Genomic DNA, 14,620 nt, shown 5'->3' on the forward strand with positions numbered 1-14,620 from the left:
AGGAAGCGATTTCCGTTGCTTCTTTCTTTAAAATGCAAACGTTTGCGTTATTTTTGCATTAAATACTAAAATTTTGAATTTTTTTCTTGTAAAATGGTAGATATATTACTATAATCAAAGATAAGTTTAGTGCAAACGTTTTAATTGGAAATGGGAGGTAATAAAATGAAAAAGATGTTTTCATTTGAATTTTGGCAAAAATTCGGAAAGGCACTAATGGTAGTGGTAGCTGTTATGCCGGCAGCTGGTATTATGATTAGTTTAGGAAAGTTAATTGCAATGATTGATGCTTCTGTTTTTATTACAATTGGAAGTGTTGTAGAGAACATTGGTTGGGGAATTATTGGTAATTTACATATTTTATTCGCATTAGCAATTGGTGGTTCATGGGCTAAGGAAAAAGCAGGTGGAGCATTTGCTGCTGGGATTGCCTTCTTATTAATTAATAGAATTACAGGATCTATCTTTGGTGTAACAAATGATATGCTTTCCCAAGAGGGAGCTTTTACGCATACTTTATTTGGAACGAAGATTTTAATAGATGGATATTTTACAAGTGTATTGGAAGCGCCCGCACTTAATATGGGTGTTTTCGTGGGGATTATATCCGGGTTTATCGGAGCAATTGTCTATAATAAATATTATAATTTCAGAAAGCTGCCTGATGCACTTGCTTTCTTTAATGGAAAACGATTTGTACCGTTTGTAGTTATTCTGTGGTCTGTTATCGTATCTTTAATGCTTGCAGTGATTTGGCCAACTATCCAAACAGGAATTAATCAATTTGGATTATGGATTGCTACCTCAAGTGAAAGCGCTCCAATCCTAGCGCCTTTTATCTATGGTACGGCAGAACGCCTTCTCATTCCATTCGGTCTACATCATATGTTAACGATTCCAATCAACTATACATCATTGGGTGGAACCTATACGATTATGTCTGGTGTGATGGCTGGTAAAGAAGTATTTGGACAAGATCCACTTTGGTTAGCATGGGCAAGTGATTTAGTGAATCTACAAAATGCAGGGGACACTGCTGCATATAACCAATTGCTATCATCTGTTACTCCAGCACGTTTCAAAGTAGGGCAAATGATTGGTGCTACTGCTATTTTAATGGGTGTGGCTGTTGCGATATACCGAAATGTTGATATGGATAAAAAGAAAAAATATAAGTCGATGATTTTTTCAGCAGCGATAGCTGTATTCTTAACAGGAGTTACAGAGCCTCTAGAATTCATGTTTATGTTTGCAGCACCATTACTTTATGTTGTTTATGCTATTTTACAAGGATTAGCTTTTGCCTCTGCCGATATTGTAGATTTACGCTTGCATTCCTTTGGGAATCTAGAGCTAATCACACGCTTACCAATTGCTTTTAAAGCAGGCTTGGGCGGCGATGTTCTAAACTTTGTGATTGTGTGTATTGTCTTTTTTATAGTGAGCTATTTCATTGCGAATTTCATGATTAAGAAATTTAATTTTTCAACACCAGGTCGTAATGGTAACTATGAAAGTGATGCAGATTCTAACAATACAGAGACTGGGAATGCTGGGCCTACTAACAGCCAAGTTTTAGAGATTGTAGCATTATTAGGTGGAAAAGCTAATATTACGGATGTGGATGCATGTATGACAAGATTGCGTGTATCCGTAAAAGAAATCGATAAAGTTGGCGACGAATCTTCCTGGAAAGCGGCTGGCGCAATGGGCTTAATTAAAAAGGATGGCGGTGTTCAGGCAATCTATGGTCCAAAGGCGGATATTCTGAAATCAGACATTAATGATTATTTGGAGCAAGGGGAATGAAATTATTAACGTTAAATACCCATAGCTGGATAGAAGAAAAGCCTTTGGAAAAACTCGAGGCGATCAAGGAGCAATTGCTGGCTGATCCATATGATGTAATTTCCTTGCAGGAGGTAAATCAGTCGATGGATGCAGAGGAAGCGGAGGTAGATTCTTTTTTCAATGCCCCGAATCAAGGTACGGTGATTAAAAAAGATAACTTTGCTTTTCTTCTCCAGCAGGAGCTGAAGAAAAACGGGCTCGAATATTATTGGAGCTGGGTTCCTAGTCATATTGGTTACGACCAATATGATGAAGGAATCGCCATTCTCACTCGATTTAAAGTAATAAATACAAGAGGGATATTGCTGTCACGCAAAGATGATTATACAGACTATCATACAAGAAAAGCATTGGAAGTTCGTTTTCAAGCAAATGATAGAAACTATTTTGTGTACGGATTGCATCTATCTTGGTGGCAGGATGAGACAGAAAGCTATCCTTTCTTGTATGAATGGAACAAGCTAGTAGAAGCCTGGGAAACGGAAGCGCAGAAAGGTGGATGTATCTTGTTGATGGGCGATTTTAATAACCCTGCCCATATCGAGAAGGAAGGCTATAGCGTTGTTTCCAAGCATCCGCTTTTAAAGGATGCTTATCTGGACGCCACCGTTAAAAACGGCAGCCATACAGTTGAGAAGAAAATTGATGGTTGGGAGAACAATAGTGATCTTCTTCGCATTGATTATATCTTCGTTTCTGCTAATCTATCTGTAGACTCATATGAAACGGTTTTTGATGGAAGAAAGACCCCGGTTGTGTCTGATCATTTTGGGGTGGGGGTTAGGTTAGAGTGACAGGCACCATAAAAAGACAAAAAGCATTATTTTGTCTTTCTGTGAAGGACAATGGGAAAGGAATCATTTTTTTGGTTCTTTTCCTATTTTTTTGTCTGGAAATGCAGGGATTTTGATTGTTAGGTAGAATGTTGTAATTTAATGTTCGTTCTTTCTATCTTCGTATTCTTTCTATTTATTTAATGAAGCATTGATAACCCTCCCCTTTTGCTTTTACAAATCTATCCATTTTATCCTTCATCGTAGTAATCAAATTTCATAAAAAAAGGAGGTAGTTAGTTGGCTAGAAAAAGGCGCATTTGGTATCCTGGTGCTAGTTATCATATTACGAGTCGAGGTATTCGTCGAACTTCTTTATTTTGGGACAAGGAAGATCGAGATGAATATTTGCGATTGTTGGCAGAAGCAATGGAAAAAAGGCCTTTTATTCTGCAAACCTATTGTTTGATGACAAATCACATTCATCTTCAAATAAAAACCCTTCAACATTCCCCAAGTGATATTATAAGAATTCTCCATTTTAATTACGCAATCTATGTTAATAAGAAATACGATTTTACAGGACATGTGTTTGAAAGTCGTTATGGATCTGAGTTGATTACGTCTGCTCAATATGAATTAGAGGTAAATCGGTATATTCATCTGAATCCAATTCGAGCCGGTATGGTAGATAGCTTAGAAGAATATCATTGGAGTAGTTATTTCGACTATATAGAGGCAAAGGAAGGAAGTCTGGTAAATTCAGAACGGATTCTTGCTTACTTTCCTGAGCCTAAAATCGAGCAATATCTCCAATTTTTACATGCAAGAGGGAAAGAATCGGATCAATATCCAGTCTGAGTTTTGATAGAACCGCTTTTAGGACAGTTGTATATGTGTTAGAGGTTATAAATGATACAGTGGAGTGGTACAATGAAAATTATATAAATAGTAGAAAATTTATAAGAAGTCATATATGGACCGATGTGGATGAAAGGGGTATGGAATGAAAATAGATAAAAGAAAGAATCAAAAAGAGAAAGTTAAGGGATTGGCTACATTAAAAGAAGGGCTAACTGTATATAAAGTGGCAGACCTTCGAGAGATTGGTAAAAAACTAGGAATCAAAAATTTAAGCTCTTTAAAAAAGGCAGAATTAATTTCCTATTTAGCGGAGGAAATTCCTAATTATCTTAGAACGATAATTAGTGAGTATGATGAGCGACGAATTTTTTTACTAAAGAGGATTATTGCTAATAATGGAATAATAAGTGAAGAGGATGTAGAAATAGAGGAGATGGAGTATTTCCCGAAGACGGGATTTATGTTTATCGTCTATCATAATCGAAACCCATTCGTAACGATTCCTGTAGAAATATTGCCTTCTTTAGAAGAAATTGTTCAAGATAGTGCAATTCTTACCGATGTGAAGCGAAATACAGAATGGATTAAGATAACGCGCGGATTAGTCTATTATTATGGAACTATACCTGCAAACCAATTAATAGAGTTGGTGGAAAAATATATACCGATCCATCCAAACGTTCCTGCGTTTAATCGTGTTATTTTGGATGCAATGGAATATTACCAAGAAGTTCATTATGACAGGTACGGTTATTCTTACTGGGAAGTCCTAGAACCTGCAGAGATTTTGGCAGAACAAGCGTTGAGAAAAAATATTGCTTATTATCCTTTTACGAAGAAACAGCTCCTTGAAGCTGGTGAAACGAACTATTTGGAGCGTCCAAAGGGTTATTCTCAACTTATGGAACTATTTACAGAGGTGTATCAGATTCCAAAGGACGAAGCGAAGGCAATAATTGATGACTGTATCATACATGTGAAATTAAACGAACACCCTAGTCAGATTCTTCAATATTTACAGTTGGAATTACCACTCGAAAGCTTAGAAGAAGTAAAAAGGCTAATGGACATCATTGTTGTTTTTATGAATAATACAAGACAATGGTATTTAAAAGGATATACACCAGTAGAGTTATCAGGACGTGATAAGCAGGCATCACCGCCTTTATCGAGTCAAAAAGGAGAAGTTATTAGCTTTCAAACTCGTGAAAAAATTGGCAGGAACGATCCATGTCCTTGCGGTAGTGGGAAAAAGTATAAGAAATGTTGTGGGAAGTAGTTAGGGGTAGTTATAAATATTAAATAGGAAAGAAAATGAGATTTCTATCATCGTTGGGTAGATGAGGAGGATTTACCAGTATGATAAATGCTAAGACGAATCGATTATCTGAAGAAGAAATAAAAGCCATATTGAGAGCAGCGGATATGGTCATTGACAGTGGAGGAAGAACGCTTCTTGCGAAAATTCTAAAGGGCTCACGGGAGAAGAAGGTATTACAACTGGAGCTGGATAAGTGTCCGGCTTATGGTTATTTTAAAAAAGAGAAACTAGAAGAGATTATGAAGAAAATTGATTGGATGATTGATTATGATTTTCTAGATATTCAGTATTCTGGAAAACTCCCGATGATTATTTTTACAGAGCGAGGATGGGACATTGAATCTGATCAATATACGGATGAGCTGTTAAATGAATGGAAGGAATGGATCGAGCAAGGGAAGCAAGATCCAGATATGAGCTATTTAAAGGATCGAAACAGAAGCATGATTCTCTTGCTACTAGAGAAAGTGAGAGAATCTGGGGATCAATCATTTATCCCTTATTTAGAATTATGGGAGAAAGTGGATTATAAAAAAGTAAAAGAAGAGATTCGCACAACGATAAATGCATTAACCAGTGATGAGCCGATTGATAGCTCGATTGCAAAGGAAAGAAAGGAATATATCAAAAAAGCACTAAAAGGTGTGGAGCCGCAAGATATTCTTTTAAAATGCTGGGAATGTGGAGACCGGTTTACTTTTACATTAGGAGAGCAGCAGTTTTATAAGATGAAGGGGTTATCTTATCCTAAGCGGTGTAAAGAGTGTCGCTAATATAGGTGACAGGCACCATAAAAAGACAGTTGTTAGATTTTGTCCATATCAGAAGGACAAAACTTATGATTGGATGGCGATAGCTGGTATCATGAGAGTTTCCAAACTTTTGGGAGCTCTTTTTTTGCTTTTGGACTTCTATAGAAGCTGGAATACTGGTGAAAACAACTTAGGGATGAGCCTAAGATTAATAGTTAATAGACATTTTTAAGCAAATTGGGCAAGAGAACTAAACCAACTATTAAATCAAACATAATTATCTATGGAATTACTTATAGCTAAGTAAGACAATACCTTCTCTTATCTCCATACCAGATGAGGTTATTTCGTATGATGTACTTCGAAAATAAATATCAGAATAAAAAAATATTGTCATATATTCTGACAACAATATAGATTTCCAAAAAAGTTAGTAGTATCATTCATGTATGTTATTTAATTTTGAAACATCGTTCCGTTCAGTGAAACGACTGGCGGTAGAAAGACATAAAAGATAATTTTGGGGAGAGGAGAAGGGAAGTAGTTAGTGGTTCTTTGATAGAAAGATAGAACTTTTTTTCATTATTTTTGGTAAGGGGAGGATTTTTTCAGTGAATATGAAAGTACATGAAACTTCAGAGGTACCGGAGAAGAAGATAACGGGTTATCAGTGGAAAACACTATGGTCTTCAACGATTGGGTATGCCATGGATGGATTGGATATGATGATTTTGGCATATACGTTGCCGCTTATTATAGCTTTTTTTGGCATTAATCAAGCACAGGCGGGAAGTCTTTCTACGATTACTTTGCTTGGGGCTGTAATTGGCGGAATTGTGTTTGGAGTAATGGCCGATAAATTTGGGCGAGTACGTGTGTTTACTTGGACTATTTTAATTTTTTCTGTTTTTACAGGTTTGTGTGCTTTAGCTCCTAATTTAGAAACATTTGCTATCTTCCGCTTTTTAGCTGGTTTAGGGCTTGGGGGAGAATTTGGAATTGGGATGACGCTTGTCAGTGAGACTTGGCCGAAAAAGTATCGATCTCGTGCTACATCTGTTGTAGCGGTCGGCTTTCAAATAGGAATTGTTCTTGCTACTTTAACAGTATTATTTGTTGCACCGAAATTTGGATGGCACGGTGTATTCCTTGCAGGGGTTGTACCAGCTATTTTTGCATTTTGGTCCCGCAAAAATTTAAAGGAACCTGAGATTTGGACAAAGCTAAAAGAAGAAAATAAAAATAAGATAGCAATTGGACAATTATTTGCTTCTAAGGACACAACGAAGATAACAATTGGCTTAATCATTGCTACAAGCGTTCAAAATTTCGGCTTTTATGGCATTATGACTTGGATGCCCACAATGCTTGCTTCAGAACTAGGCTATGATTTTAATAAAACAACGTTATGGACAGTAACGACGATTATCGGCATGATTTTAGGGATTTTAATCTTTGGTTATTTGGCAGATAAAATTGGACGCAGACCATCTTATATTACCTTCTTGATTGCAGCAGCAATTATTGTTTGGGTTTATTTCCAAGTGACATCTACGGTAGCGTTATTGCTTCTTGGCGGAGTATTAGGATTCTTTGTAAATGGGATGATGGGTGGCTATGGAGCACTTCTAGCGGAACATTATAATACAGAAGTTCGTTCCACTGCGGAAAATATAATTTTTAATGTAGGACGAGCGATTGCTGGATTTGCGCCATTTATTATTGGCTATATCTCTCTTAATCATTCTTTAAGCTATGCACTTAGCTTACTATCAGGTGTTTATATTTTATCTGCATTAGCGTTTATCTTTTTAATTCCTGAATCGAAGGATAAAGAGATTGTTTAACAATTAAGGTTAGATGCAGTTTCACTATATCTATATTTTAAAAGAGAGGGGTGTTTAAATGACACCTTCTCTTATTCTAAAAAAATGGAACAATGTTCCGCTTAGAGAAACTCATTTTCAAAGGAGAGAAAAGGCTTGGAATGGTTAAATCGATTTACACTTGTAATGGACTGCATCTCTTCTAATGCTAATATGGGGATGGGAGTCAGCGAACTTGCGCGAGAGACTAATTTAAGTAAGGGTACTATTCATCGAATGCTCACAAGTATGTGTGAACAACAGCTTGTTATTCAGGATAAAACCACTAAACAATATTATTTAGGACCGAAAACGATGCTGTGGGGAAGTCAGTTTTTAAGATTGCAGGATCCGATTAAACTATTGGGACGATATGGGGAAAAATTATCTAATGAAACGAACCTCTATACATTCATTTGTCGCTATCATGGCGGTGATGTCTACTGTGTTTATACCCATCAGCCATCCGATTTGCGCAACAAGTATTTTGTCCATGTGGGACAAAGGATGCCGATACATAGTGCAGCGGCAGCAAAGGTAATTGTAGCATACCAAGAGGAAGCGATGGTTGAGAAAATTGTGCAAGAGACACCATTTGAAGCTACCACGCCTTACACCAAAACGAATCCTCTTGATATAAAAAAGGAATTAAAAGAAATTTATCATTCTCAGCTTGCTTTTTGCATCGAAGAATTGGAAATAGGGGTATCTGCTATTTCCGCGCCAATATTTTATGACGACAAAAAAACAAATGTCAGCATCAGCATTGTTGGAGAAAGTGATTATATAATGAGGCAGCAAGAAACATTAGTGAAGCAAATAAACGAAGTGGCCAAAGAGGCAAGTGAACATATGAAATCTATGCATCTATTAAGTTCTATTCGCTTATAAAGAGAAGGGCGGAGCTCCATGGCCCATAATCAAGGAGATAGAAAGATGGATCGAAAAAGAAGATACGAAGAGCTTTTGAATAATATGAATCAATATAATTCAGGAAGTGAAGGAATTACAAGAGTTGCCTTTACGAATGAGGAGCAGGCATGCAGTCATGCTTTTATGCGTTTATGCAAAAATGAGGGACTAGAAATTAGGATGGACTATTGCGGCAATATTATTGCCAGACGAGAAGGAAAGAAGAATCTGCCGCCAGTGGTGATAGGGTCCCATCTCGATACCGTTTATCAAGGCGGTAAGTACGATGGCGTGGTAGGAGTTACAGCAGGATTAGAAGTGATAAAGCGCCTAAATGAACAAAATCTGGAAACGGAACATCCGATTGAAATTATTTCATTCGCTTGTGAAGAATCGTCTAGGTTCGGTGTATCTACGGTTGGAAGCAAGGCAATGGTAGGAACGCTGCAAAAAGAGAAATATCAACACCTCAAGGATAAGGATGGAATTACCTTTGAAAAAGCTCTTTCACTTTGTGCCTTGCGATTTGATCAATTAGATTTGGCCAGCAGAGAGACAGAACGATTTCAGGCTTTCTTTGAATTACATATTGAGCAAGGTCCGATTCTGATGAATACCAATAAGAAAATTGGGATTGTAACAGGAATTGCCGCACCTGTTCGTTTGATTATTGAAGTAAAAGGTGCTGCTTCCCACTCTGGTACAACACCTATGAATATGCGTAAGGATGCATTACTTGGGGCAAGTGAATTAGCACTCGCGTTAGAAGAAGCAGCGAAAAAGGAACAGCATAACGGAACCGTCGCCACAATAGGAGTACTTTCGATTCCAATGGGAGCGATGAATGTCGTACCAGGTACAGTAGAAATGAAAGTAGATATTCGCTCCACTTCGATTGCCTCAAGAAATAAGGTACTTGACGTCCTTTATAAAAAAATGGAGGACATACAGGAAAGACGAGGATTGGAGATATTTTCACAGGAGATAAGTAAAGAAGAGCCAGTACAGTTATCAAAAGAACTTTCACTCGAAGTTGAAAAAATTTGTCTGGAAAAAAATCTTCCTTATCAATGGATGCAAAGTGGAGCTGGGCATGACGCCATGAATATGACTTCTTTAGGACCAGTGGGATTAATCTTTATTCCATCTTTAAATGGAATTAGTCATCATCCAGATGAGCATACCGATTTAGACGATATATTAATCGGAATTGATGTTCTAGAGGCAGCCGTATTACAGCAGGCAAGAGGGATATAAAAAGAAAGGGGAGAAAAAGGATGGCAGTGAAGACAGAAATTTTATTCAATAAGCAAATAAGCAAGCGCTATTTTCATCTAAAAGTAAAAGTCCCCAATAAACAGCTATTCCCAGTTCAAGCAGGTCAATTTTTCCATATTAAATGCAGTGATGGTTCAAAACCTTTGCTGCGCAGACCACTCAGTATATTTCGCATAAATGAAGCGGAAAGTACGCTGGAGTTTCTTTATCTAGTAAAAGGTGTCGGGACAATGGCATTAGCAGAGCGAAAGAAAGAAGAGAGGCTAGATATATTAGGTCCGTTAGGCAAGGGGTTTAGCGTAGCGGAAGGAAGCGAAAATATTCTTGTTGTTGCTAGAGGTGTTGGAATTGCCACCCTTTCTGCCCTTGCTTTTAAGATGAAAAGGATGAATATTTCGTGTTTTGCCATTGTTAGTGCTAGAACAAAAGAGGACTATTTAATGGAAGCAGAGTTAAAGGCAGCTGGTGTGGAAGCGGTTTTTGTAAATGATGAGGACGGAACGAGTGATCCTCATCATGTAAAATTTTTAGCAGAAACGCTAGTAAGCGAAAAAAAGATAGATGGGATCTATACATGTGGGTCAAGAAGGCTATCAATATTAATGAAGGAATTAGCTTGTGAACATCAGCTGTTTGCGGAAATTGCCTTGGAAGAAAATATGGGGTGTGGGATTGGCTCTTGCTATGGATGTGTTTGTCAGATAGAAGAAGAGGAGAGCATAAGGCCTGTTCGAATTTGCATGGAAGGACCAGTCTTCCCATTAGAAAAGGTGGTTTTTGCATGAGTGGATTGGAAGTATCATTAGGCAAGCTACATTTGAAAAATCCTATTATGCCAGCATCTGGAACATTTGCGGAACAAATGACGAATTATATCGATATAAATGAGATCGGGGCTGTTATTCCAAAAAGCATTACGAAGAATCGCCGCACAGGCAACCCAACTCCGCGTATTTGTGAAACAAAGGCAGGTGGCATGATTAATTCGATTGGGATTCAAAGTGAGGGATTAACGTATTTTAAGGAAAAGACAATCCCCTTTTATGCCAATTTTTCCACCCCATTTATTCCTAGTGTTTCAGCAGATAGTATCGAAGAATTTGTGGAGGTTTGTGAAGAGCTTGGTGCTATAGATGAGGTGGACGCCATTGAATTAAATATTTCCTGTCCGAATTTGAAAAATAATGGTCTGGCTTTTGGCATGGATCCATCCATCTCGCATGAATTAGTAAGCCAGGTTCGAAAGACGACAAATAAACCGCTTATTCCGAAGCTGTCTCCTAATGTAACGAGTATTGTGGAGATTGCGAAAGCATGTGAAGCATCCGGCGCCGATATTTTAACGGTTTCCAATACTTTTTTGGCTATGTCTATTGATGTTCATACAAGAAAACCGAAGATCAGCAATGTGATGGGCGGCTATTCCGGCCCAGCCATTTTGCCACTTGTTGTCCGAATGGTTTACCAAGTATACCAAGCAACTTCTCTCCCCATTATAGGATGCGGTGGTGTCATGAATGGAGAAGATGCTATCGAGTTAATGCTCGCAGGAGCGTCCGCTGTACAAATTGGGACGGCTTCCTTCATTGATCCAGAAGCAATGATAACAATACGAGACGAAATCGAAGCGTATATGAAGGTACATGGAATAAAGGATATACAAGAAATCATTGGTGGGGTGGTGGTTCGGTAGTCGTTGGGATGGGAGATTGGCAGAAAAGAATGTGATTTTGGCTGATAAACCCCAAAGTATGGCTGATATCCTCACCGTATTGGTTGATATATAAATTTTTCGTATAAAAAAAGGAGTGGAGAGTATGTTGTGGGATCATGTTATTAAAAACGGCTATTTATATACCGGAAATGGGTTTGAAAAAGGGCATCTCTATATAAAAGATGGAAAGATTGCGGCCATCTCCAAAGAGGAGTTAGCGGGAGAAGCTTTGGAAGCAACAGATGGAGAAGGCTTATATGTTTGCCCGGGCTTTATGGATACCCATATTCATTCAAGGGATCCAGGTCCAACGTATAAAGAGGATTTTTATTATAGCACCCAAGCAGCAGCGGCTGGCGGTATCACGACTGTTTTTGAAATGCCGAACACCAATCCTCCTATTAATAATGTTGGGAATTTTGAAAAGCAAAAGGAAAACCTTTCGGCAAAAGCACATGTGGATTTCGCGATATGGGGAATTTGCTTAGGGGATGTCAATCGAGAAGATATTGTTCCGCTTCATCATGCTGGGGTTATTGGCTTTAAGTTTTTCTGGGGATATGCCATTAATAAAGAGACTTATCAGTTGATGTATAACTACAAGGATGGAGATGAAGGGGTCATTCCACCGCTTTCAGATGGAGAGGTCTATAGTATCTTCCGAGAAGTGCAAAAAACAGGGCAAATTCTAGCTATTCATGCGGAAAATAATCAAATAATCCAACGGCTAACAGAGGAAGTAGAAGCTTCTGGGAAAAGAGATTACGAAGCGCTTCTCCAAGGACGACCGAACTTAGCGGAAGAAATGACGATTCAATCTGGTATTGCCTTGGCGAAAAATCTCGGAACTAGACTGCATATTCTTCATGTAAGTACAGGAGAAGGTGTGAAGTTAATAAGGCAAGCCCAAGCAGATGGCTATACAAATATTACATCTGAAACATGTCCACACTATCTCTTTTTATCCAATGAGGATTATGAAAGAGTTGGCCCGCAGATGAAGGTATATCCGCCTATTAAATATAAAAAGGATCAGGAGGAGCTTTGGAGGGGGATTCGAGATGGCACGGTAACAGTAGTTTGCTCCGACCATGCTCCCCATACGGAGGAAGAAAAGGATGGTAGCTTGTGGGATATCCCAGCTGGAATGTGCGGTGTTGAAACACTGGCACCACTAGTCTTAAACGCAGTGAGTGAAGAGAAAATCTCTTTAGTCGATGCCTGTAAACTCCTTTCTGAAAATCCAGCAAAACAATATGGAATCTATCCACAAAAAGGATCCTTACAAATAGGAACCGATGCAGATATCACCATAGTGGATATGAATAAAAAACACACCATAACAAGAGAACAGCTCCACAGCAAAAGCAAAGTAACCGCATATGACCAAACACCAATTACAGGAATGCCAGTCGCCACCATAGTCCGTGGAACAAAAGTAATGGAAAACGGCCAAATCATAAGCAAACCAATCGGAAGAATCGTGGTTCCAGGAGGGAATGAGAGAGACGGTTCTCCTTTCCAGCTTAAGAGCATAGGTGATTTGTGATAGCTGGCTTCCATTCAAGATAAGGACAGTTTCTGGTTTAGTAGATAAAATATCTGTTCCAAAAACAGGAGGAGAGAGGATAAATGAATAAAAAAGAAAAGCTAGATTCTTTTATAAAACTATACCACCTAATCAACTTTTACTACGAAAACCGCGACCGCCCAGCAGATAAGGAATTCGATTTCTTTGAAGAAGTAAAAACCAACTGCGAAATACTAGAGATTGATTATGATTTGTTTATTCAAGAATTACGGCTGCAGCGGTTGTGAGGAGGAAAGCGGGGGAAAGATTCTCCCGCTTTCTTTTTTAATTAATTGTATAGAAGAGTAGGGTAAACTAGCTTCAATTAAGAAGCTTTCAATCATTCTCATAATAATTTTTGATGGATACGTACTGAGCTCTAAGTAATATATTGGTAAAAAGATTTGAAGATTTGTTTATAGTTCTGCCTGATAACCGATAACAAGAATAGGTGGTGAGAAAAAATGGATATTGCAGCATTATCAATAGGAATGAATCAAGCACGCTTATCTCAAAATGTCGGCATAGCTTTAACAAAAAAGGCAATGAATACAGCTGAGCAGAATAGTGATCAATTACTAAAAATGCTAGAAGCTCCTCATCCCACACTAGGTAAATCAGTTGATATGTCGGTTTGATTGGTATTGTAATCATCTATTAGCTGGAACTTTCAAAAGCTAAAAAGTGGTAAGATTCAGCAAGAGGGACTAGGGAAATGGGCCATTTTCTTGGTTCCTTTTTTCTTTGTAAGTTCATTATATATAGGAAGTCATCTAATACTTAACAATTTTTTTACAAGACTAGTGTATATAGAAAACGTATCAGAAACCACCATGTTGGAAATGAATAAATACACATAGTGTATATATTTATCGAAAAAAGGCTAAATATCATCGCCTAAATAAAGAGTATTTCTAACTAAGAACATGAAATAGAAGATACTTATACACTGATTTGAGAGACTTGTTTCAGCGAATATCTTAGTGGGATTCATTTTTGAGTTTTTTCACTAAAAGATCCGTTAATTAGCATTCTGTTAATATTATCGTTTGGGATTCCTGATTCAATATAACTCCTTATCAACTTCCATCCATAAGAACGATTATTTTTAAAGGTTTGGAAAAATAAATTTGCAGTATCTAAACTCTTACCCTGAATAATCATAGTTGCAGATATTATCACCATTGTTTCATCAGCATTTAATGGGATAGTAGAGAGCACATTTAGTTTCCATTCTGCATTATTTTCTTTAACAAAATTAAATCCTTGTTCCCACCCACGCACGGCTTCTTTCATTCCAAAATCAGCTATCTCACCCTTTGTGATTTCTCTACCTTTGTAATCTTTTGATATTAAATTTCTTAATTCAATCAAAGAGGAAGAATTCCAAACTCTTAAATAAGTATCAAGAAATTCTCTAAATGAATTATCCATATAATAGCCTCCTGTTCTTGTACTGGTATATTCATCTCACTGCTTATTAGTTGAACAAATATTATGATAATTTTACCACTAAAAGTAATACTTTGCCTTTTTGAGCCTGTAGTTTAATAAAATAATTCTGGGACAAGGGGTCAGGTACCTTGTCCCATGATAGATTGCCCGTAGCCAATACTTGGTTGCGGCTTTTTTATAGAAAAGAAAACCCTGGGCTATGCCTAGGGTTCCAAAAAGCTTACAGCGTGGTATTAAAAAAACTTCCTCAAGGTGCTAAAATATT

At 37.7% G+C, this 14,620-nt stretch carries 14 protein-coding genes; 13 read left to right on the forward strand and 1 reads right to left on the reverse strand.

Annotated elements, in window-relative coordinates; genetic code table 11:
* Positions 1-165: 165 nt before the first annotated feature.
* The 13 genes from ACTNDN_RS15285 to ACTNDN_RS15345 all read left to right on the forward strand — a co-directional run bounded on the left by ACTNDN_RS15285 (position 166) and on the right by ACTNDN_RS15345 (position 13,538).
* Positions 166-1,809 (forward strand): PTS transporter subunit IIBC, encoded by a 1,644-nt coding sequence (locus ACTNDN_RS15285; protein ID WP_235251940.1) that lies wholly within the window; start codon positions 166-168, stop codon positions 1,807-1,809.
* Positions 1,806-2,645 (forward strand): endonuclease/exonuclease/phosphatase family protein, encoded by an 840-nt coding sequence (locus tag ACTNDN_RS15290; protein ID WP_441131401.1) that lies wholly within the window; start codon positions 1,806-1,808, stop codon positions 2,643-2,645. Before ACTNDN_RS15285 ends, ACTNDN_RS15290 begins: the two co-directional genes overlap by 4 nt.
* A gap of 279 nt (positions 2,646-2,924) precedes the next feature.
* Positions 2,925-3,485, forward strand: coding sequence for a transposase (locus tag ACTNDN_RS15295; protein ID WP_441131402.1), 561 nt, complete (start codon positions 2,925-2,927; stop codon positions 3,483-3,485).
* 145 nt (positions 3,486-3,630) lie between these two features.
* Positions 3,631-4,767: an SEC-C metal-binding domain-containing protein gene (locus ACTNDN_RS15300; protein WP_251629072.1), complete on the forward strand. Its 1,137-nt coding sequence runs from the start codon at positions 3,631-3,633 to the stop codon at positions 4,765-4,767.
* An 80-nt stretch (positions 4,768-4,847) separates the two neighbouring features.
* Positions 4,848-5,582, forward strand: coding sequence for an RQC-minor-1 family DNA-binding protein (locus tag ACTNDN_RS15305; RefSeq protein WP_441131403.1), 735 nt, complete (start codon positions 4,848-4,850; stop codon positions 5,580-5,582).
* Between the two features lie 596 nt (positions 5,583-6,178).
* Positions 6,179-7,408 (forward strand): MFS transporter, encoded by a 1,230-nt coding sequence (locus ACTNDN_RS15310; protein WP_349205247.1) that lies wholly within the window; start codon positions 6,179-6,181, stop codon positions 7,406-7,408.
* 135 nt (positions 7,409-7,543) lie between these two features.
* Entirely contained in the window at positions 7,544-8,317 is a 774-nt protein-coding gene (locus tag ACTNDN_RS15315) for an IclR family transcriptional regulator (RefSeq protein ID WP_235251936.1), read from the forward strand.
* Between the two features lie 18 nt (positions 8,318-8,335).
* Complete coding sequence (locus ACTNDN_RS15320) at positions 8,336-9,595, forward strand: M20 family metallo-hydrolase (RefSeq protein ID WP_235251935.1); 1,260 nt, start codon at positions 8,336-8,338, stop codon at positions 9,593-9,595.
* A gap of 20 nt (positions 9,596-9,615) precedes the next feature.
* Positions 9,616-10,401, forward strand: coding sequence for a dihydroorotate dehydrogenase electron transfer subunit (locus ACTNDN_RS15325; RefSeq protein WP_284561602.1), 786 nt, complete (start codon positions 9,616-9,618; stop codon positions 10,399-10,401).
* Entirely contained in the window at positions 10,398-11,309 is a 912-nt protein-coding gene (locus ACTNDN_RS15330) for a dihydroorotate dehydrogenase (protein ID WP_349205242.1), read from the forward strand. Before ACTNDN_RS15325 ends, ACTNDN_RS15330 begins: the two co-directional genes overlap by 4 nt.
* 124 nt (positions 11,310-11,433) lie before the next feature.
* Positions 11,434-12,879, forward strand: a complete 1,446-nt coding sequence (locus ACTNDN_RS15335) for a dihydroorotase (RefSeq protein WP_441131404.1) — start codon at positions 11,434-11,436, stop codon at positions 12,877-12,879.
* Positions 12,880-12,962: 83 nt separating this feature from the next.
* Entirely contained in the window at positions 12,963-13,148 is a 186-nt protein-coding gene (locus tag ACTNDN_RS15340) for a hypothetical protein (RefSeq protein ID WP_235251931.1), read from the forward strand.
* A gap of 216 nt (positions 13,149-13,364) precedes the next feature.
* Positions 13,365-13,538, forward strand: a complete 174-nt coding sequence (locus ACTNDN_RS15345; protein ID WP_235251930.1) for a YjfB family protein — start codon at positions 13,365-13,367, stop codon at positions 13,536-13,538.
* A gap of 352 nt (positions 13,539-13,890) precedes the next feature.
* On the opposite strand, the gene ACTNDN_RS15350 is transcribed toward ACTNDN_RS15345, so the two are convergent.
* On the reverse strand, positions 13,891-14,334 hold the full coding sequence (locus ACTNDN_RS15350; protein WP_235251929.1) for a flavoprotein: 444 nt from the start codon (positions 14,332-14,334) through the stop codon (positions 13,891-13,893).
* Positions 14,335-14,620: the final 286 nt, after the last annotated feature.

The sequence above is a fragment of the Niallia sp. HCP3S3_B10 genome (genome assembly GCF_052064465.1).
Lineage (GTDB): Bacteria > Bacillota > Bacilli > Bacillales > Cytobacillaceae > Niallia > Niallia hominis.

Bases quoted from the DNA above. Each gene is read 5' to 3' on its own strand.
- ACTNDN_RS15285 (WP_235251940.1), top strand. From the start codon at position 166: ATGAAAAAGATGTTTTCATTTGAATTTTGGCAAAAATTCGGAAAGGCA.
- ACTNDN_RS15290 (WP_441131401.1), top strand. From the start codon at position 1,806: ATGAAATTATTAACGTTAAATACCCATAGCTGGATAGAAGAAAAGCCT.
- ACTNDN_RS15300 (WP_251629072.1), top strand. From the start codon at position 3,631: ATGAAAATAGATAAAAGAAAGAATCAAAAAGAGAAAGTTAAGGGATTG.
- ACTNDN_RS15305 (WP_441131403.1), top strand. From the start codon at position 4,848: ATGATAAATGCTAAGACGAATCGATTATCTGAAGAAGAAATAAAAGCC.
- ACTNDN_RS15310 (WP_349205247.1), top strand. From the start codon at position 6,179: ATGAAAGTACATGAAACTTCAGAGGTACCGGAGAAGAAGATAACGGGT.
- ACTNDN_RS15320 (WP_235251935.1), top strand. From the start codon at position 8,336: ATGGCCCATAATCAAGGAGATAGAAAGATGGATCGAAAAAGAAGATAC.
- ACTNDN_RS15325 (WP_284561602.1), top strand. From the start codon at position 9,616: ATGGCAGTGAAGACAGAAATTTTATTCAATAAGCAAATAAGCAAGCGC.
- ACTNDN_RS15330 (WP_349205242.1), top strand. From the start codon at position 10,398: ATGAGTGGATTGGAAGTATCATTAGGCAAGCTACATTTGAAAAATCCT.
- ACTNDN_RS15335 (WP_441131404.1), top strand. From the start codon at position 11,434: ATGTTGTGGGATCATGTTATTAAAAACGGCTATTTATATACCGGAAAT.
- ACTNDN_RS15340 (WP_235251931.1), top strand. From the start codon at position 12,963: ATGAATAAAAAAGAAAAGCTAGATTCTTTTATAAAACTATACCACCTA.
- ACTNDN_RS15345 (WP_235251930.1), top strand. From the start codon at position 13,365: ATGGATATTGCAGCATTATCAATAGGAATGAATCAAGCACGCTTATCT.
- ACTNDN_RS15350 (WP_235251929.1), bottom strand. From the start codon at position 14,334: ATGGATAATTCATTTAGAGAATTTCTTGATACTTATTTAAGAGTTTGG.